Source organism: Streptomyces sp. RGM 3693 (assembly GCF_050471125.1).
Lineage (GTDB): Bacteria > Actinomycetota > Actinomycetes > Streptomycetales > Streptomycetaceae > Streptomyces.
In genome coordinates this window covers 3,295,334-3,312,167 of record NZ_JBMPPQ010000001.1, presented here as the reverse complement: position 1 = coordinate 3,312,167, position 16,834 = coordinate 3,295,334, and the positions used below count along the sequence as shown (strand labels likewise).

Below are 16,834 nucleotides of genomic sequence, written 5' to 3'. Positions count from 1 at the left end.
CGCTTGGCTGGTGGGCGCCGTACAGGGAAGAGTGCGACGGGAGTTCACCGCGCGGGGGTGCCGCTCACCCTTCCGATACAGTGACAAAGCGGGCCGCGTTCGCCCGTGGGAATGCCGGTGATCGCGCGGCGTTCGGTGGAATGTTCTTTGTTTTCTCGATTTCTCAGTTTGGGCCGATTCATGGGGCATGTCGAAGTCGCGCACGTGGAGTACTACCTGCCGGACGGGCGGGTGCTACTCGACGACGCCTCCTTCCGGGTGGGCGAGGGGGCGGTCGCCGCCCTCGTCGGGGCGAACGGCGCGGGCAAGACCACGCTGTTGCGGCTGATCTCGGGCGAGTTGAAGCCGCACGGCGGGTCGGTGACGGTCAGCGGGGGCCTGGGGGTGATGCCCCAGTTCGTCGGGTCGGTGCGGGACGAACGGACCGTGCGCGATCTGCTCGTCACGGTGGCGCCGGAGCGCATCCGGCACGCGGCACACGCCGTCGACGAGGCCGAAACGGCCATCATGGAGCGGGACGACGAGGCCGCACAGATGCAGTACGCCCAGGCACTGAGCGACTGGGCGGAGGCCCGCGGGTACGAGGCCGAGACGGTCTGGGACATGTGCACGATGTCCGCGTTGGGGATCCCGTACGAGAAGGCGCAGTGGCGGGCGGTGCGGACGCTCTCCGGCGGGGAGCAGAAGCGGTTGGTGCTGGAGGCGTTGCTCCGGGGGCCGGAGGAGGTGCTGCTGCTCGACGAGCCGGACAACTACCTCGACGTGCCGGGGAAGCAGTGGCTTGAGGAGCAGTTGCGGGAGACCCGCAAGACGGTGTTGTTCGTCTCGCACGACCGGGAATTGCTGGTGCGTGCGGCGCAGCGGATCGTGAGCGTGGAGCCCGGGCCGGCGGGCAGTGACGTGTGGGTGCACGGCAGCGGCTTCGCGACGTACCACGAGGCGCGGGCGGAGCGGTTCGAGCGGTTCGAGGAACTGCGGCGGCGGTGGGACGAGAAGCACGCCCAGTTGAAACGGCTCGTGGTCGACATGCGGCAGTACGCCTCGCGCAGCGATGAGATGGCGTCGCGGTACCACGCGGCGCAGACGCGGTTGCAGAAGTTCGAGGAGGTCGGCCCGCCGCCCGAGCCGCCCCGGCCGCAGAAGATCACCATGCGGCTGAAGGGCGGCCGCACCGGCGTCCGGGCAGTGACCTGCCAGCGACTGGGGCTGACCGGGCTGATGCAGCCCTTCGACCTGGAGATCTTCTACGGGGAGCGGGTCGCCGTCCTGGGCTCCAACGGGTCAGGGAAGTCGCACTTCCTGCGGCTGTTGGCGGGCGAGGAGGTCGCGCACACCGGCCAGTGGAAGCTGGGTGCCCGGGTGGTGCCGGGGCACTTCGCGCAGACGCACGCGCGACCGGAGCTGCTGGGGCGCACCCTCGTCGACATCCTCTGGACCGAGCATGCGAAGAGCCGGGGGCCGGCGATGAGCGCACTGCGCCGGTACGAGCTCGACCAGCACGGCGACAAGCCGTTCGAGAAGCTGTCCGGTGGGCAGCAGGCCCGCTTCCAGATCCTGCTGCTGGAGATCGGCGGGGCGACCGCGCTGCTGCTGGACGAGCCGACGGACAACCTGGACCTGGAGTCCGCCGAGGCCCTGCAGAAGGGCCTGGAGGCGTACGAGGGGACGGCGGTGGTGGTCACGCACGACCGCTGGTTCGCCCGGTCGTTCGACCGGTACCTGGTCTTCGGGCAGGACGGGAGGGTCCGGGAGACCCCGGAGCCGGTGTGGGACGAGCGGCGGGTGGCGCGCCGCCGCTAGTGCGATGCGCCAGAAATCCCGAGCTTAAGTTTCTTGTTGGTTGTTGGTGTCTGGAGGAGTGATCCTGGTGAGGTAGTCGGCGAGGGATTTGAGGATCTCGTCGGCGGTTTTGGTCCACTTGAAGGATCTGGGGTTCTCGTTCCAGGTGTCGATCCAGGCCCTGATGTCGGCTTCAAGGGCTTTGACGGAGGTGTGGACGCCGCGGCGGATGAGCTTGTCGGTCAGCAGTGCAAACCAGCGCTCAACCTGGTTGATCCAGGAGGAACCGGTCGGGGTGAAGTGGATATGGAAGCGCGGATGCCTTCCCAACCATGCCTTGATCTCGGGGGTGTTGTGGGTTGCGTAGTTGTCACATACGAGGTGCACGTCGAGTCCGGCGGGGACCGCCTTGTCTATCGTGATCAGGAACTTCTTGAACTCAATGGCCCGGTGACGGCGGTGGAGTTCGCCAATGATGGTGCCGTCGGCGATGTTGAACGCGGCGAACAGGCTGGTAATGCCGTGCCGCAGGTAGTCGTGTGTGCGGCGTTCGGGCATCCCAGGCATCATCGGCAGGACCGGCTGGGACCGGTCCAGTGCCTGAATCTGGGCCTTCTCGTCCACGCATAACACCACGGCTTTCTCGGGCGGGTTGTGATACAGGCCGACGACATCGACGACCTTCGCGACGAACTGCGGGTCGGTGGAGAGCTTGAAGGAGTCCTGCAGGTGAGGTTTGAGGTCGAACCTCTTCCAGATCCGACCGATGGTGGACTTTGACAGTCCGGTGTGGGCGGCCATGGAGGCACGTGACCAGTGCGTGTCCTTGCCTGGCGTGGACTCCAGGGTCGCCACGACGACGTCTTCGACCTGGTCGAGCAGGATCGACGGTGGCCGGCCCACCCTGGGCTCATCGACCAGCCCGTCCAGCCGATGGGCGATAAAGCGGGCTCGCCATCGGTTCACCGTCTGGTGGCCGACGCCGAGTTCGGCAGCGACCCGCTTGTTGGTCCCGCCCTCCGCACACCGCAGCACGATCTTCGCCCGCAGAGCCAGGAATTGAGCGGTCTTCGCCCGCCGCGACCAGCGCGTCAGCTGGGCCCGCTCGGCCTCGCTGAGCACCAACTCCGCCTTGCGCCGACCTGGCCGCGACTCATCTGCAAGTCCTGCCATCCGCTGGGCGGCAAACCGTGAACGCCACTTCCTCACGGAGTCTGTGGTGACCTTGAACTTTGCTGCTACGCGCGCATTGGGCATCCCGTCCGCACAGGCAAGGACGATGCGCGCTCGTTCAGCAAGACGCGGCACGACCGCTCCGCCCGCCCAACGCAGCAACTCCGCGCGTTCCCTACCGGACAGCGCAACTTCGACAGCACGAGGTCCTCGAGACATAAAAACAGGCTACAGACTTAAGCTCAGGATTTCTGGCGCATCACACTAGGGCCGGGCCGGCGGATCAGGGTCGGATAGGCCCTGGCCCCAGGGGGCACGGCAGTTGAGGTCCGCCTCATGCGTGGGGCGGACTTCTCGGCCGTGTTCGGACCGGTTTCCGCTGGGCCGTTCGGGCGGTTGTCGGACGGAGCGGGGCGGGGCCCGGCCTCGGCGGGCGTTCTCGTAGGGCGACGGTCGCCGCGTGCTCGCGCCACAGGGCAGTACCTGCGTCTCACTGGCCTCAGGTGTGCGGGCGATGCGCTGTGCGAGTGCCCTACCGCACGGAATTCGTCCGCGTCAAGGCAGCCAACCTCCACCCGGAAGAGTGCCGTTGACCCTCTTCTTGACCCAGTGGTTCACTTCCCGCGTCACCCGCATCACGCCGCGCACCCCGGCAGACATCAGCGCGTCCCCGGAACCGTCGAAGCCGTGGGCACCGCCACGACTCCGGGTGAGCATCGGTCACGGATTTCCTTCACCAGGCTGCCGCCCGTCGAGGAATGAGGCCCACCGGAGCATGAGGATCAGTGTCGTCATCCCCGCCTACTGCGTCCGGGACGCGCTGGAGCTGTGTCTGCTGTCCCTGGCCCGTCAGTCGCTCGACGCGGAGCACTCGGCCGAGGTGATCGTGGTGGACGACGGCTCGACCGACGGCACGGACCGGATGGTCGCCGCGCTCCCGGCCGGCCTCGACCTCTGCTACGTGTACGAGCCGCGCTCCCCCGCGTCCGGCCGCGCCCGGGCCCGCAACCTCGGACTGGCGCAGGCGGCCGGCGACCTCGTCGTCCTGCTCGACGCGGACCAGGTGGTGGCGCCGACGTTCCTCGCCGAGCACGCCCGGGCCCATGCCCAGGGCGACGATCTGGTGGTGGTCGGTCGGCGGTTCCAGTTGGCGGACGGGCCGGTCGACCGGGAGCGGCTGCGCTACGAGTTCAGCTTCGAGGCCCTGCCGCCGGTCATACGGGGCGACGAACGGGAGCCGGTGCTGGAGGCGTTCGACTGCGACCTGGCCGGGCTGGAGACCGCCTGGCACTACCTGTGGGCGTGCAACGCCTCGGTCCGGCGGAGCCATCTGACGGCCGCCGGCGGCTTCGACGAGGCGTTCGTCGGCTGGGGGCTGGAGGACGCCGAGCTGGGTTTCCGGCTCACCCGGCGCGGCCTGCACCTGCATTACGCCACCGAGCCGGCGGTCTACCACCTGCACCGGGCGCCGGCCTCCCCGGTGCGGCACCGCCAATGGCGCCGCAACCTCGCCTACTTCACCGCCAAACACGACGACCTGGTGGTCGTCCTGCAGCGGGCGTTCGAGCCGGCCATTGATCCGGCCGGCCCGGGCCAGGGCCGGCACGAGTGCGCACTGCGCTTCGAACTGGCCGCCCGGGCGCTCGCCGGCCGCCATCGGGCCGCTCCGGTGGCCTGAGCCCGGCGGCGGGGAGCGGGGGCCTGGCCGATGGCGTGGTCGTCGGGTTCGCCTGCCTCGACTTCCACGGCCCGCACTCGGTAGGCACCCCGCGATCCCCTGGTTCCTTAGCCAATAACCCAGCCGCGGGCTGTCGTCTTTTTGTGCTTGGCACCAGTAGTGCGCGCCCTCGGGACGCTGCTTCAATCGGCTCCGCCCGCAATCCCCCGAACACCGAGGATCCGGCATGGATCTGCGCACTTGGCCGCGTCCGGCAGTCGCCGTCGTGGCCTTTCCGCCGACGACTGCGCTGATGCGCCCAGCCGACTGAGCCGACGTCAAGGAGGGGCGTCGGGCTCCGGAGCGTCTGCCTCTGCGCCCAATGTGGCGGCCGGCGTGTGCACCGTTTCCCTCCCCAGCCGACCAGCATTCGGCCTTCCATCAGGCGGCCTTCCACCATTCGGTCTTCCACGTCGACGGACACAACGGCACCACGGGCCGAGGGCTGCGCATCGAACAACGCCGCCAGGCCCGTTGTGCACCACAGGGAAACCCCGAAAGGGAGAATTCAGTGACAAAGATGTCTCGGCGGCGCTTCGCCGCAGGAAAAGCGCTGGTCATAGGGGCCCTACTGGTTCTGGCGGCGCCAGGGGCCGCGTACGCCAACACCGTGAGCGTCACGGTGCGAACCCCTGGCGCCACGCTCGGACCCGCAACCCTCGACTCTTCGATCTCCACCAGTGCCGACTGCACCAGCGGTCTCCTTTCCGGCGGCGGGATCGACCAGGCCACCGGCACCGGTACGGGGGTGAACGGCAACCATGTACTGGGCACCGAGCCCAGCTCGGACGGGGCCGCCGAATACACCGGCACCACCGGGGTCGTAGGTACCGACGTGGCGTACTGGATCGCAAAGGGCGGTAGCGGAGGACAGGTCAACTCCTCTTTCTCCACCACCCCTTACGCGGTGTGCTTCACCAGCAACCTCATCAACCACACCCAGGTGGTCATGAACAAGGTGAACGCGCCCACCACCGCGTCGACACCGGGTCTCGTGACGGCGACCTGCCCGGCCAACACGGCCCTGCTCGGTGGTGGTGCTCTGGTCACCCCCGGCAACACCGGCAACTTCAAGGCGATCGCCAGCTTCCCCACCTTCAACAACGCCGCACATGACTTCGGCCAGAAAGCCGCTGCGGACGGCGAGACCAACCCCGACTCCTGGACCGCCGTCGGATGGGACAACAGCACCAACGCCGGCAACGAGACCTACGCCTACGCGATCTGCAGTGGTAGCGGCATCAACGTCACCGGCGTCACGGTGAAGGTCCGCTACAGCGAGGCGAACGGCCCGAACACCGGGAGCACAGGCCAGAACACCACTGCCGGCTGCGGTGTCGGGGACGGGAACCTGGTGAGCGGCGGCGCCGCCATCAGCGGGGGCAATGTGACCACCGCCGACTTCACCGGACCGGGCTCGGCCGGCGACCACCTCAACGGAAGCTTCCCGAGCGACTCCAGCGGCAACCCCGTCAGCGACGGGACCACGACTGCGGCGTCCTGGACGGCGTTCACTCACACCGGTGGGATGGCGTCGACGACCAACCACTCCGACGTCTGGGCGCTCTGCGCCAACGACGGCATCTGAGTCACCGGCACCACCGACCTGCGGGCGGGCACGACACCCGGCGCCCGCCCGCGGAGCACCCCGCTTCCGATGCACGCTGTCCCGCCACGTTCACCGCTTGACACCAGAAAGGCAGAAGTCGATGAAGAAGAGGCTTTCCCGGAAGTCCGCCCTGGCGAAGATACTCATCCCGGGTGCCCTGCTCGCCGTGGCAGTGCCAGAGATCGCGTACGCCGACACCGCGAACGTCACCGTGACGACCCCCGGACCCACCATGGGCCCCGCAACCCCCTTCACCGGCGTCTCGTCCCACGCGGACTGCGGCCAAGGTCTTGTTTCCGGCGGCGGGGTCGACCAGAACACCGGCAGCGACAGAGCAGGAAACGGCAACCATGTGATGGGCATCGCGCCCAGCCCCGACGGCAGCACCGAATACACCGGCTCGACCGGGGTCGTCGGCACCGACGTAAAGCACTGGCTCGCCTTCGGCGGAAGCGGGAGCAACTCCAGCCCCGACTTCTCCACCACGCCCTACGCGGTGTGCCTTTCCAGCAACCGGATCAGGCACACCCAGGTGGTCATGAACAAGATCGCCGGACCGTCCGTAGGACAGACGTCGAAGACCGTCGTGGCAACCTGCCCGACCGGCACGGTCCTGCTCGGTGGTGGCGCCCGGACCACCCCCGCCAGCGTCGGCAGCCTCAAGCCGATCGCCAGCTTCCCCACCTTCAACGACGCCGCACACGACTTCGGTCAGAAAGCCGCCGCGGACGGGGAGACCAACCCCGACTCCTGGACCGCCGTCGGGGGAATCGGCGGCGGCCGCGACAGCGACAACACGACATACGCCTACGCGATCTGCAGTGGAGACGGCGTGAACGTCCGAGGCATCACCACGACAGTCCACTTCCGCGAGCTGAGCGGCCCGACCACGGCAGGCACGAGCCAGACGGCGACGGTCGGCTGCGCCGATGGGGCAGGGGAACGCGACAACGGGAGGGCGCACCACGTGTTGGTCAGTGGGGGCGCCGCCGCCAGCGGAGGCAACGTGACGACGACCGACTTCACCAAGGCGGGGTCGGGCGGAACCCACCTCATCGGAAGCTTCCCCAGCGACTCCGATGGCACGCCGGTCAGTGACGGGACCAGCACGGCCGCATCGTGGACGGCCGACATCCACGTCGGGGGATCACCCTCACCGAACACCTACTCCGACGTCTGGGCGCTCTGCCTGAACCTCGATCACGGGCACGAAGAATGATCAATCCCGTGCTCGGCACACTGATCCAAACGAAGGCGCCCAGTTCCCGTCCTCACGCCCGCTGCGGCTCGGGCTCGGGGAGCGTCTCGCCGGTCTCCAGCAGGGTCTTGAGGCTGGACAGCAGGGCGGGCCAGCCGTGCTGGACCATGCCGCGGGCGGTGGAGTCGGGGGCGAAGCCGTCGTGGACGACGGTGAGCTTCACCAGGTCGCCGAGCGGCTCGATCTCGAACGACACCTTCGAGCGCGGCTCGGCCGCGAGCTGGGCCAGCACGTCGTCCGCGACACCGGCGCTCGCGGCCCACTCGGTGGTGAAGGTGTGCCAGGTGTACGACAGCCGCCGGTGCGGGGTGGACTCCAGGACGACCTGTTCGGGGTGGGCGGTGGTGGCCCCGTGCTCGGTCCAGGTCATGGCCGAGCCGGCCTGCCAGTCCGTCGCGAACTCCACTCCCCAGTAGCGGCGGGTGAAGGCGGGGTCGGTGAGGGCCCGCCAGAGCCGTTCCGGTGTGGTCCGGATGTAGGTGGTGTAGACGAACGCGTTGCTGTCCATGGGAGGTGTCTCCAGTGCGTGCTTGAGGTCGGCGAGGGCGCGTGCGCGGCCCCGGTCGTAGTGGCTGATCCAGCGGTCGGCGAGGGCGTTGATCGGCTCGGCGTTGAGGTAGTGCAGCTTCTCCCGCCCGCGGCGGAGGGTGGTGATCAGGTTGGCCGCCTCCAGGACGGCCAGGTGTTTGCTGACCGACTGCCGTGTCATGTCCAGCTCCGCGCACAACTCCCGCAGGGTCTGTCCGTTGCGGGCGTTGAGGCTGTCCAGCAGCCGGCGGCGTCCCGCGTCGGCCAGTGCCTTGAAGACCTCGTCCATGCCCGCCCTCCTGTCCCACCCCTCATACGCAACCGAATGGCTGCCTAAAAACAATAGGCAGCCATTCAGCTGCATGTCAATCGCGGGAAAGCGCCCCAGCTCGCTGGGGCGCCCGGGCCCACGCACCTCCGGGACATCGTCCGGACGCCACGGGGAGCGTCGGACCACGACGAGGCGTCAAGTAGCGGTTTTTGCAGGCGAGTTGGGCGGATGGTCCGCCGACTGTCGGTCGGCTACGACCCGTGTCAGTCCGTGATCTCGATGTGCCGCGGTGTCGCGGCCTCCGCCTTGGGGATGGTCACGGTCAACACCCCGTCCGTCAGATTCGCCGTGACCTCGTCGGACCTGACGTCGACGGGCAGCGCCGCGCGGAACTCGAACTGGCCGGTCCGGCGGGTGGTGCGGCGCAGTACGCCCTCCCGCACGCACTCCCGGTGCTCGCCGCTGATACGCAGCTCCCGGTTGTCGATCTCGACGTCGATGTCGTCGCGCTGCACGCCGGGCAGTTCCGCCTCGATGACGTAGGCGTTGTCGGTCTCGTGCAGGTCCGCCAGCGGCGCCCAGTGGGTCCGTCCGCCGAGTGCGGACACGCCGCCGGCGGACTCCAGGAGGCGGCCCATCCGCTCGTAGAGGTCGTCGAACTCCGAGGCGATCGGCTCGCCCCAGTTCAACGGCGGCAGAACCTGCTCCAGGAGGCTGCCGGGCCGGTGTCGCGCGGGCATGTTCATCGCGGTCACCTCCGCGAAACGACGGTGTTCGGCCCAGGCACGCCGGCATGCAAGCCAGAGATACGTGCCTGGGATACGTGCCTGGGTTACGTACTTGGTTCCATGCTGCGCGCCCGGGCCGGGAGCGGCGACCCCGGGCGACCGGGCCGCCGGTTCAGCCGAACAGGCCGGGCACCCGGATCGTCCGGACCGGGCGCTTCGGCTTCGGCTCTTGGTGCGGTGGCAGCCGGCCGCCGGGGGCCGTGTCGGCCCGCGCGGGGCCGTCGGCCGCGCGCGGTGACTGCCCGATGCCACCGGAGAGACCCGTGGTGCCTGGTTTCCCGGTGCCGCCCGGCTCCCCGGTGCCGCCCGACTGTTCCGGCTGGTCTATGCGGCCCGGATTTCCGGTGCCGGTGGGCGCCGTCCGGTGCCGGCGGCGGGCCGCCGCTTTGCGTCCCATGGGGCTACGCCCCGTGCCGGGTCGCATCGGACCGCGCCGGCCCGCCCACGGCCGCGCTCTCGGCGACGCAGCCCGGGCCGGGGAAGATCTCCGTCTCGTGGCCGTCCTCGTACCGCACCCGGTACGGGGGCGCACCATCGGGCCCGAGCACCTCGACCACCGTGACCCGGTGCTCCGGATTGCCCACCGCGCGTCCGGTGAAGCGCAGTACGTCTCCCTTGTGCGCCTGCATCGCCACTCACCCTTCCCTGCACTTGCCGTGACTCTGTGCGCACGCCCGGTCGGGGGCGCGCGCCCCGCCTCCTTCCAGTGTGCGTACGCGGCTGCGGACCGCACGAGGAAGGTGGACGATCGGCCGCCGGCGCGTACGGAGGGACCTCGGCGGTACGGTCCGCGGCACCCGCCGGCGGCGGCAACGCCCCGCCGCGCCCCGGCGGTTCAGTCCTGGATCTCGACGTGGCGCGGTGCGGCGGCCCACATCTTCGGGACCGTCACCGTGAGGACACCGTCCGAGAGCGAGGCGGTCACCTCGTCCGGCTTGACGTCCACCGGCAGCAGCGCCCGGTACTCGAACTTCCCGGTGGGGCGACCCCGGCGGCGCAGCGCACCCGCCCGCTCGGACTCCTTGAGCTCCCCGGAGATGGTCACCTCGTGTTCCCCGACCTCGACGTCGATGTCCTCGCGGGCGATCCCCGGCAGTTCGCACTCGACGACGTAGGCCGCGTCGGTCTCGTGCAGGTCGGCCGGTGGGGCGAAGGCGATCGTCCCGGTCAGGGCCGGGGTGAACGCGGCGGACTCCAGGAAGTGGTTCATCCGGTCGAAGACCTCCTGGAACTCGGCCATCGGCTGGGGCCGGCCCCGCCCGCGCTCCCACGGGCTGTCGGACCGGTGGCGGATGGGCAGATCCATCAGGGTCACCTCCCCTACGGGCGGCAGAACGCTTCTGCTGCTTCCATGCTGGGCACCGTCGGCGCGCCGGCGCGACCCGGACGGACCCCGGGCAGCTGACGGAACGTCAGGGGGAGGCGGTCACTCGCCGTGGTAGAGCCGGTCGGCGCCGATCAGCAGGACCTCGCCCTTGGCCTCCGCGGCCCGCAGCTCCGGGCCGAAGCCGACGCCGCCGTAGCAGGCCGGCACGGCCTGGCTGGTGTCCTCGCCGGACGCGGTGAGGAGGGCGAGGGTCCGGCGCAGCCGCTCCAGGTGCGGGGCGTCCATGACCTCGTTCCAACGGGCCAGCCCGACCGACAGCAGCACCCCCGGCCGCCCGTCGGCCGTACCGCGGACCACCACCTCGGCGTCGAGCCGGGTGTTCCCCTCCGGCTCGGGGACGGTGCCGCGGACCGCCGTGCTCACCTCGCCGCCGAAGGTTTCCCAGGCCGCGTACCGGGTCGCCCAGTCCCGACAGAGCTGGGCGAAGTGCGGGGCGGCCACCATGGCGTCGAAGACCGGGCGGATCCGGCGCCAGACGGCGGGCGCCTCCTCCTGTTCCAGCGCGGCGCGGTGTGGCCAGGCGATGGCGTGCTCGAAGGCCAGCAGCGGCTCGGCGATGCGGTAGCGGGTCAGTCCCGGACGGAACGCATCGGGTTCGCCGTGCAGCAGTCCGTGCTTGTGCATCACGGCCAGGACGTGGCTGACGTCGTGCAGCGAGGCGCCGAGGCGGTCGGCGATACCGCCGGGGGTGGAACGGCCGCCGGCGATGGCGACCAACGCCGAGTGGCACAGGGCGCGATCGGCGTAGTCACCCTCCTGTTCCAGCAGGTGGCGAGCCTCCCAGAACAGTGGCACCCGGGGATTGAGGACGGTCCGGCACACCCAGGCGTCGAAGTCGTCCGGGCCGGCGGGCACGTCGTCGCAGACCAGGTCGCCGCGGTAGGCGGGGGTGCCGCCGACGACGGCGTGCACCTGCACCGCGAGCCGGGGAGCCCGGATGCCCCAGAAGCGGGCCGCCTTGCGGAAGCTGAACGGCCGTACCTCCACCTCCAGGGAGGCCACTGCGTGCAGCGAGGACGGGCCGGCGAAGAGCCGGCGGATGACGGCGGGGCTGGCGCCGCTGAGGACCAGGCGGGTGCGGTTGTCCGGGCGCTCCTGGCGCATGCGGAGGTAGGCGCAGTGCAGGACCGAGGGGAGCGCGGGGCTGTGGCCGACGAGTTCGGGGAAGTCGTCGAGGATCACCAGTGCCGGCCGCTCGTCGCCCAGCGCGAACAGCGCGTCGGCCGCTTCGTCCCAGCGGTGCCAGTGCTCCGGCCGCGCCGCGCCGGTGTACTCGGCGAGCCGCTCGGCCAGGCGGCGCAGGGATTCCGCCTCGGCCGCCGCCTGCCCGTCGAAGTAGAAACCGTCGGTTGCCCGGCTCACGGCCTCCAGCAGGAAGGTCTTGCCCTGCCGGTGCTGCCCCGAGACCAGCGCGAGGGTGGCCCCGGGGCTCGGCTCGCAGGCGAAGCCCACGAGGTCCGCCCACTCGTCGGCACGGTCGAACATCTGGTCCGGCCGGTCCGGAAGGGCAGTGGCGTCCGGTGGCGACACGGGCCCGCTCCCCTCGTTCACGTCGCCGCCGGCGGCGACCGGCGGCCGACCTCGCTGTCCGTATGGGTCGCTGTGGGTCAAGTACACCTCCGGCCGCCGGTCGCTGCCCGGCCCGGTGGGCCGTCCGGGGCACCGTGTCGGCGGCCCCGTCAGCCTGGTTCGGGCGCCGGCTGCCCGGACCGGGCGGTGCTGCCGTCCGGTGCGCCGCCGTTCTGGACGGAAGCGTCGTGGGAGGCGTCATCGTGGGAGGCGTCGTCCTCCTCGAAGGTGAGGCGGTCGATCACCTCGATCACCCCGTCCACGCTCTCGCAGAGCCGGACCGCGATCGGGACCAGGCTCTTGCGCTCCAGTACGCCGATGAGCGTCACGGTGCCGTCGGCGACGTCGACGGTGACCGCGGACGGTGCGACGCCGAGCGTGCGGGTCAGCACCTCTTCCAGGATCTCCTCCTGGATCGCCCGGTCGCGCCGCAGGAACAGCTGGACCAGGTCGCTGCGGCTGATCACCCCGATGAGCCGGCCGGTGTCGTCGACCACGGGCAGTCGCTTGACCCTGCGGTGTTCCATCGTCCGGGCCGCCTCGACGACGCTCCACTCCGGCCGCGCCACCACGGCGGGGCTGGTCATGATCGCCCCGGCGGTGGCGGCCCCGGCCTTAGAGAGCTGGCGGCGCAGCAGATCGGCTTCGGACACCACCCCCACCGGCCGCCCCTCGTCGTCGACGACCGGTACGGCGGTGATGTCGTACTCGTCGAGCAACCGCGCGATCTCCCGGAACAGGGTGCCCCGTTGGACGGTGACGGCGTTGGGGGTCATCAGGTCGGCCACTCTGCGGTGCCTCATGGTGGGCCACTACCTCCGGATGTGCGGCAATCTGTCGGCCCCGGACGGATGCGCCCGGATTCCTGTCTTCATGATCCCCCGTCGCGCGCCCGAACGGCGTACGGGGCCGGTGGACCACGACGACCCACCGCCGCGCCGGCCCGTCCGGGGCCCGTCCGACCCTGCTCCACCGGACCAGCCCTAGTCGTGCGGAACCACGGCAACGGGGCAGGCCACGTGGTGGATGGCGGCATGGGCGACGGCCCCGATCCGGGGCGCCGGCAGTCGATGGTGCCGGCGGCGGCCGACGACCAGGAGTCCGGCTCCCGGGGCGGCCTCGACGACGGCCCGGGCCGGGCTGTCCGGCAGCACGGTCCGCTGCACCGGTACGCCCGGGAACCGCGCGCGCCACGGACGGAGGGCGTCGTCCAGTTCGCGTTCCGTCGCCGCGGTCGCCTCGCCCGCGGCGTCCGGGTCCACGCCCCACGGGGTGTAGACCTGCACGGGGAACGGGCGGCCGTGCACCACCTGGAGCAGCACCCCGCGGCTGGCCGCCGCGTCGAAGGCGAACGCCAGCAGGTGCTCGGCGGGCCCGCCGAGGCCGATCCCGGCCACCACCCGCGGTCCGGTGGCCTCCGCGGGGCCGTCCGGCGGCTCCGCGGCCGGTGGTCGCGTGCCGTCCTGCGGTCCCGGCCCACCGGCCCGTACCAGGACGACCGGGCCCGCGGCCCGGGCCACCACGCTCAGGCTGACGTCGCCGAGGACGAAGCTCTCCCACGCCGAGAGGGCCCGCGACCCCAGCACCAGCAGCCGGGACTCCGCCGAGGCCCGTAGCAGCGCCGGTTCCGGTTCGTCGCCCACCAGGTCCTCGATGATCCGCAGGTGCGGGTGGCGGTCCCGGACCGCGTCCGTGGCCTCCTGGACGACCTGGCGGGCGTAGATGTTCTGGTCCCGCTCGGGGGCGGTGTCCGGCGCCTGGGCGGCCAGCAGGATCCAGGCGTGCAGCAGCCGCAGCACGGCTCCCCGCCGGTGTGCCTCGTCGGCGGCCCAGTGTGCCGCCGCCAGGCTCTCCGCCGAGCCGTCGAGCCCGACGGTGATGATCTCCGGCTCCATGGCTGCCCCTCGACGCGTCCGATGGCGGAGCAACTCGCCCCGCGTTATCGAGCCTGCGCGTCCGCGCGTCGCGGGGCCAGTGGGCCGGTGGGCACCGTGCGGGGGCCGAACGGCCCGGGCCGCCGCGGACGGGCGGCCCGGAACCTCACCGCAGTGGCACGCTGAGCTCGGCGGGGCCGCCCGCCGGCGAGCCGAACGAGACGCTGCTCCCCCGCGGCGTGCGGCCGCCGTACAGCGGGTCCGCGGTGTCCAGGACCAGGGCGAGGCGGTGCCCGGCGGGCAGGTCGTACGCGGTGGGGAAGAGCGTGACGTCGAGCGGGAAGGCGTGCCCGGGCTGTTTGCCGGACCAGCTCTGCGGGGCGTGCGCGATCAGCTTGCCGACGCCCAGGGCGTTGACGTCGTAGAGGTAGGCGAAGGCGGTGCCCTGCGGGGCGGACGCGGTGACGGCGGTGTGCAGCCGCGCGGCGCCGCGCAGGTGCTGGTCGGTCGGGTACGGCGCCGACTGCCAGACCGCCGCGGAGCTCCGGGGCAGGAGGGGGACGACGACGGTGGGAGGCAGGCCGACGACCTGGTCGAGCAGCCCGGACAGCTCGGCGATACCGCCGTCGGCGCCCGAGTCGGTGCCGCCGGACAGCTGCCGCCACCAGCCGGTGCCGGCCGCGTCGGTCCCGGCCGGCCCGCCGAGCGTCCCGGTGCCGTGGGAATCGGGGCGGCCCAGCCGTAGGTGGTCGGTCCGGGAACTGACGGCCCGCCAGTTCGGGTAGCTCTCTTCCCGGCCGCCCGGCCGGACTTCCAGTTCCACGCCCTCGCGCGGCCCGCCGGTGCCGCCGGAGCCCTTGAGGTGGTGGTCGAGCCACTGCCGCGCACTCGCCCAGGTGGCGTTCGGCAGGCCGAGCAGGCTGGTCATTTCCTGGGTGGCGTGGTCTCCGGGGCGCAGTTCGAGCCGCTTGGGCCCGGTCAGTTGCTGGTAGAAGGAGGTCATCTGGCCGGGGTTGAAGATGCTGTCGCCCCAGGCGTTGGCGAGGAAGACGGCGGTGCCGTGGGCGTTGATGCGGTCCACGTAGGCGGCCGGGGACCGGGTGTGTGCCCACTGGACGACGCGGGGCAGGTCGCGGTCGGCGAAGAGGTCCGCCAGCGTCCGGGCGAACTCCGGGCTGCGGCGGCCGGTCGGTGTCTGGATGGCGGCGAGGAGGCCGGCGGCCTGGAGGTGCCGGGTCTGTCCGCTGTAGAGCGAGTCGGCGAGGTCCGCCCAGCCGCTGAGTGAGGCGACCGCCTTGACCCGCGGGTCGAAGGCGGCGCCCAGCAGCGTGAGGCCGCCGCCCAGGGAGAGCCCCACCATGCCGATGCGGCTCCGGTCGGCCGGGGTGTGGGCGAGCGACCAGTCGATCACCGCGGAGATGTCCGCCACGTCCTTGGGCCCGGCGACGTCGATCTTTCCGCCGGAGCCCCAGAAGCCGCGCACCGTGTACGTCACCGCGACATAGCCGTCGGCGGCCAGTTGTCGGCCCTGGGCCACGTACTCCAGGTCGTTCTGGCCCCAGCTGGCCGGCTGGACGACCAGGGGGTAGTGGCCGTTCCGGTCGGCGCCGGGGGTGCCGGGCGCGGGCGTGAAGACATCCGCCTTGAGGACGGTGCCGTCCTTCATGGGGATGTCGGCCAGCCGGAATGCGGGGGCGGCGAAGGCGCCGGCGGTGCTGGCCGCGGGCCGGTGCCGGACGGCCGCCGCGGCGGGACCGGCGGGCACGGCCACGGCCAGCGACGCGGCAACTACCGCCGCGCACAAGGATGTTGCCGCCCTTCGTCGTCGGCCGAGGGGGTGGTCTGCGGTACGGCGGGATCGCGCCATCGTTGCTCCAGGGGTCTGACCGCGGCGCCACGGTGTGGCGTCCGTCCAGTGCGGTGATCGGGAGCGTAGGACGGTGCGGCCCCCCGGGACGAGATCATGATCAGCCAAATTACTCGCCGGTAACAGACCCTCCGGGGCGGCTACTTGGACGCACCCCAGGGGGCGAAATGCGAGGGATGAGGCAAATGGTTTAGGGTACCGGGATGATCTTTATCGTTGTGAAGTTTTCGGTGAAGCCCGAACACGTCGAAGAGTGGCCCGAGAAGGTCAGCGCGTTCACCCGCGCCACCCAGGAGGAGCCGGGCAACCTGTGGTTCGAGTGGTCGCGCAGCCTGACGGACCCGAACACCTACGTCCTGGTCGAGGCGTTCCAGGACGACGCGGGCGAGGCCCACGTGAACTCCGACCACTTCCGCGCCGGCCTGGAGGCGATGCGCCCGCTGCTGCGCCGCACGCCCGACATCGTGAGCACCACGATCAAGGACGCGGACGGCTGGAGCGCGATGGGCGAACTCACCATCGACTGACCCCCGCACGACCCGACGAAGCGGCGGGCCGCCCCGGAGCGGCCCGCCGCTTCGTCATGTCCGCGTGCACCAACGCGAACGGAGGCAACGGCGGGAAACCGGGCCGGAAGCAGGAGCGGGCCCGGGGGCGTAGCCTGCCCCCGAGCCCTCGGATGCCACCCCACTGCACACGCCGGAACACTTGAGGGCGCGGGTCAGTCATCATGTCGTCGTGTTCTGCCTTTGAACTACCGCGCATCGAGCTGCACGGGCCGGACTTGAACCGGCATCCGACGACCAGGGCCCGGCCCGGTCGATCCGGCGATGGGTGGCGGATGCTGAGACTGGAGCGAGAGTCTGAGATTGATCGCGGTCTGCCTCTGCCGAGTTGGGCTACCGCGGCCCGGAAGGCCGCGGGGAGGACTCGAACCTCCACTGGAACCGCGTTGGTCACGACGAACTTCAGTGTCAGCTTGCGCTCCTCGCGCACCCCGGACGCACTGCGGCG

Annotated in this window: 15 protein-coding genes and 1 tRNA gene; 5 read left to right on the top strand and 11 right to left on the bottom strand. The window is 71.0% G+C overall.

All coding sequences use genetic code 11. The features are described 5' to 3' along the window. The first annotated feature begins 180 nt into the window (after positions 1 to 180). On the top strand, positions 181 to 1,800 hold the full coding sequence (locus ACO0M4_RS14435) for an ABC-F family ATP-binding cassette domain-containing protein (RefSeq protein ID WP_430370473.1): 1,620 nt from the start codon (positions 181 to 183) through the stop codon (positions 1,798 to 1,800). Positions 1,801 to 1,824: 24 nt separating this feature from the next. On the opposite strand, the gene ACO0M4_RS14430 is transcribed toward ACO0M4_RS14435, so the two are convergent. Next, a complete protein-coding gene (locus ACO0M4_RS14430; protein ID WP_430370472.1) occupies positions 1,825 to 3,171 on the bottom strand; it encodes an IS630 family transposase in 1,347 nt (448 codons plus the stop codon). Between the two features lie 556 nt (positions 3,172 to 3,727). Here ACO0M4_RS14430 and ACO0M4_RS14425 point away from each other — a divergent pair. The 3 genes from ACO0M4_RS14425 to ACO0M4_RS14415 all read left to right on the top strand — a co-directional run bounded on the left by ACO0M4_RS14425 (position 3,728) and on the right by ACO0M4_RS14415 (position 7,497). Continuing rightward, positions 3,728 to 4,630 (top strand): glycosyltransferase family 2 protein, encoded by a 903-nt coding sequence (locus tag ACO0M4_RS14425; protein WP_430370471.1) that lies wholly within the window; start codon positions 3,728 to 3,730, stop codon positions 4,628 to 4,630. 559 nt (positions 4,631 to 5,189) lie between these two features. Continuing rightward, a complete protein-coding gene (locus ACO0M4_RS14420; RefSeq protein WP_430371381.1) occupies positions 5,190 to 6,257 on the top strand; it encodes a hypothetical protein in 1,068 nt (355 codons plus the stop codon). Between the two features lie 121 nt (positions 6,258 to 6,378). Beyond that, a complete protein-coding gene (locus ACO0M4_RS14415; RefSeq protein ID WP_430370470.1) occupies positions 6,379 to 7,497 on the top strand; it encodes a hypothetical protein in 1,119 nt (372 codons plus the stop codon). A gap of 52 nt (positions 7,498 to 7,549) precedes the next feature. Here ACO0M4_RS14415 and ACO0M4_RS14410 read toward each other — a convergent pair whose 3' ends face one another. The 9 genes from ACO0M4_RS14410 to ACO0M4_RS14370 form a co-directional block, all read right to left on the bottom strand. Beyond that, positions 7,550 to 8,353, bottom strand: a complete 804-nt coding sequence (locus ACO0M4_RS14410) for an ArsR/SmtB family transcription factor (RefSeq protein ID WP_430370469.1) — start codon at positions 8,351 to 8,353, stop codon at positions 7,550 to 7,552. A gap of 245 nt (positions 8,354 to 8,598) precedes the next feature. Next, entirely contained in the window at positions 8,599 to 9,081 is a 483-nt protein-coding gene (locus ACO0M4_RS14405; RefSeq protein WP_390018642.1) for an Hsp20/alpha crystallin family protein, read from the bottom strand. A 154-nt stretch (positions 9,082 to 9,235) separates the two neighbouring features. Next, entirely contained in the window at positions 9,236 to 9,520 is a 285-nt protein-coding gene (locus tag ACO0M4_RS14400; RefSeq protein WP_430370468.1) for a hypothetical protein, read from the bottom strand. 4 nt (positions 9,521 to 9,524) lie between these two features. Then, positions 9,525 to 9,752 carry a DUF1918 domain-containing protein gene (locus ACO0M4_RS14395; RefSeq protein ID WP_430370467.1) on the bottom strand — a complete coding sequence of 76 codons (228 nt, stop codon included), beginning with the start codon at positions 9,750 to 9,752 and terminating at the stop codon, positions 9,525 to 9,527. 206 nt (positions 9,753 to 9,958) lie between these two features. Beyond that, entirely contained in the window at positions 9,959 to 10,429 is a 471-nt protein-coding gene (locus tag ACO0M4_RS14390; RefSeq protein WP_430370465.1) for an Hsp20/alpha crystallin family protein, read from the bottom strand. Positions 10,430 to 10,549: 120 nt separating this feature from the next. Continuing rightward, entirely contained in the window at positions 10,550 to 12,040 is a 1,491-nt protein-coding gene (locus ACO0M4_RS14385) for an AAA family ATPase (protein ID WP_430370463.1), read from the bottom strand. Positions 12,041 to 12,189: 149 nt separating this feature from the next. After that, entirely contained in the window at positions 12,190 to 12,882 is a 693-nt protein-coding gene (locus tag ACO0M4_RS14380) for a CBS domain-containing protein (protein WP_430370461.1), read from the bottom strand. Between the two features lie 180 nt (positions 12,883 to 13,062). Next, the gene (locus ACO0M4_RS14375; RefSeq protein WP_430370460.1) at positions 13,063 to 13,974 is read right to left on the bottom strand and encodes a universal stress protein; all 912 of its coding nucleotides are present in this window, start codon (positions 13,972 to 13,974) and stop codon (positions 13,063 to 13,065) included. 145 nt (positions 13,975 to 14,119) lie between these two features. Next, positions 14,120 to 15,820, bottom strand: a complete 1,701-nt coding sequence (locus tag ACO0M4_RS14370) for a CocE/NonD family hydrolase (protein WP_430370459.1) — start codon at positions 15,818 to 15,820, stop codon at positions 14,120 to 14,122. 203 nt (positions 15,821 to 16,023) lie between these two features. Here ACO0M4_RS14370 and ACO0M4_RS14365 point away from each other — a divergent pair, with 203 nt between their 5' ends. Beyond that, entirely contained in the window at positions 16,024 to 16,347 is a 324-nt protein-coding gene (locus ACO0M4_RS14365; protein ID WP_430370458.1) for a putative quinol monooxygenase, read from the top strand. 388 nt (positions 16,348 to 16,735) lie between these two features. Here the strand turns inward: ACO0M4_RS14365 and ACO0M4_RS14360 are convergent. Continuing rightward, a tRNA-OTHER gene (locus ACO0M4_RS14360) sits at positions 16,736 to 16,833 on the bottom strand. Between the last annotated feature and the right edge of the window lies 1 nt (position 16,834).

What these genes read in the sequence shown, in the direction of transcription:
- ACO0M4_RS14365 (WP_430370458.1), top strand. Translation starts at nt 16,024, where the DNA reads ATGATCTTTATCGTTGTGAAGTTTTCGGTGAAGCCCGAACACGTCGAA.
- ACO0M4_RS14415 (WP_430370470.1), top strand. Translation starts at nt 6,379, where the DNA reads ATGAAGAAGAGGCTTTCCCGGAAGTCCGCCCTGGCGAAGATACTCATC.
- ACO0M4_RS14390 (WP_430370465.1), bottom strand. Translation starts at nt 10,429, where the DNA reads ATGGATCTGCCCATCCGCCACCGGTCCGACAGCCCGTGGGAGCGCGGG.
- ACO0M4_RS14375 (WP_430370460.1), bottom strand. Translation starts at nt 13,974, where the DNA reads ATGGAGCCGGAGATCATCACCGTCGGGCTCGACGGCTCGGCGGAGAGC.
- ACO0M4_RS14380 (WP_430370461.1), bottom strand. Translation starts at nt 12,882, where the DNA reads ATGAGGCACCGCAGAGTGGCCGACCTGATGACCCCCAACGCCGTCACC.
- ACO0M4_RS14400 (WP_430370468.1), bottom strand. Translation starts at nt 9,520, where the DNA reads ATGGGACGCAAAGCGGCGGCCCGCCGCCGGCACCGGACGGCGCCCACC.
- ACO0M4_RS14435 (WP_430370473.1), top strand. Translation starts at nt 181, where the DNA reads ATGGGGCATGTCGAAGTCGCGCACGTGGAGTACTACCTGCCGGACGGG.
- ACO0M4_RS14420 (WP_430371381.1), top strand. Translation starts at nt 5,190, where the DNA reads ATGTCTCGGCGGCGCTTCGCCGCAGGAAAAGCGCTGGTCATAGGGGCC.
- ACO0M4_RS14370 (WP_430370459.1), bottom strand. Translation starts at nt 15,820, where the DNA reads ATGGCGCGATCCCGCCGTACCGCAGACCACCCCCTCGGCCGACGACGA.
- ACO0M4_RS14395 (WP_430370467.1), bottom strand. Translation starts at nt 9,752, where the DNA reads ATGCAGGCGCACAAGGGAGACGTACTGCGCTTCACCGGACGCGCGGTG.
- ACO0M4_RS14430 (WP_430370472.1), bottom strand. Translation starts at nt 3,171, where the DNA reads ATGTCTCGAGGACCTCGTGCTGTCGAAGTTGCGCTGTCCGGTAGGGAA.
- ACO0M4_RS14425 (WP_430370471.1), top strand. Translation starts at nt 3,728, where the DNA reads ATGAGGATCAGTGTCGTCATCCCCGCCTACTGCGTCCGGGACGCGCTG.
- ACO0M4_RS14405 (WP_390018642.1), bottom strand. Translation starts at nt 9,081, where the DNA reads ATGAACATGCCCGCGCGACACCGGCCCGGCAGCCTCCTGGAGCAGGTT.
- ACO0M4_RS14410 (WP_430370469.1), bottom strand. Translation starts at nt 8,353, where the DNA reads ATGGACGAGGTCTTCAAGGCACTGGCCGACGCGGGACGCCGCCGGCTG.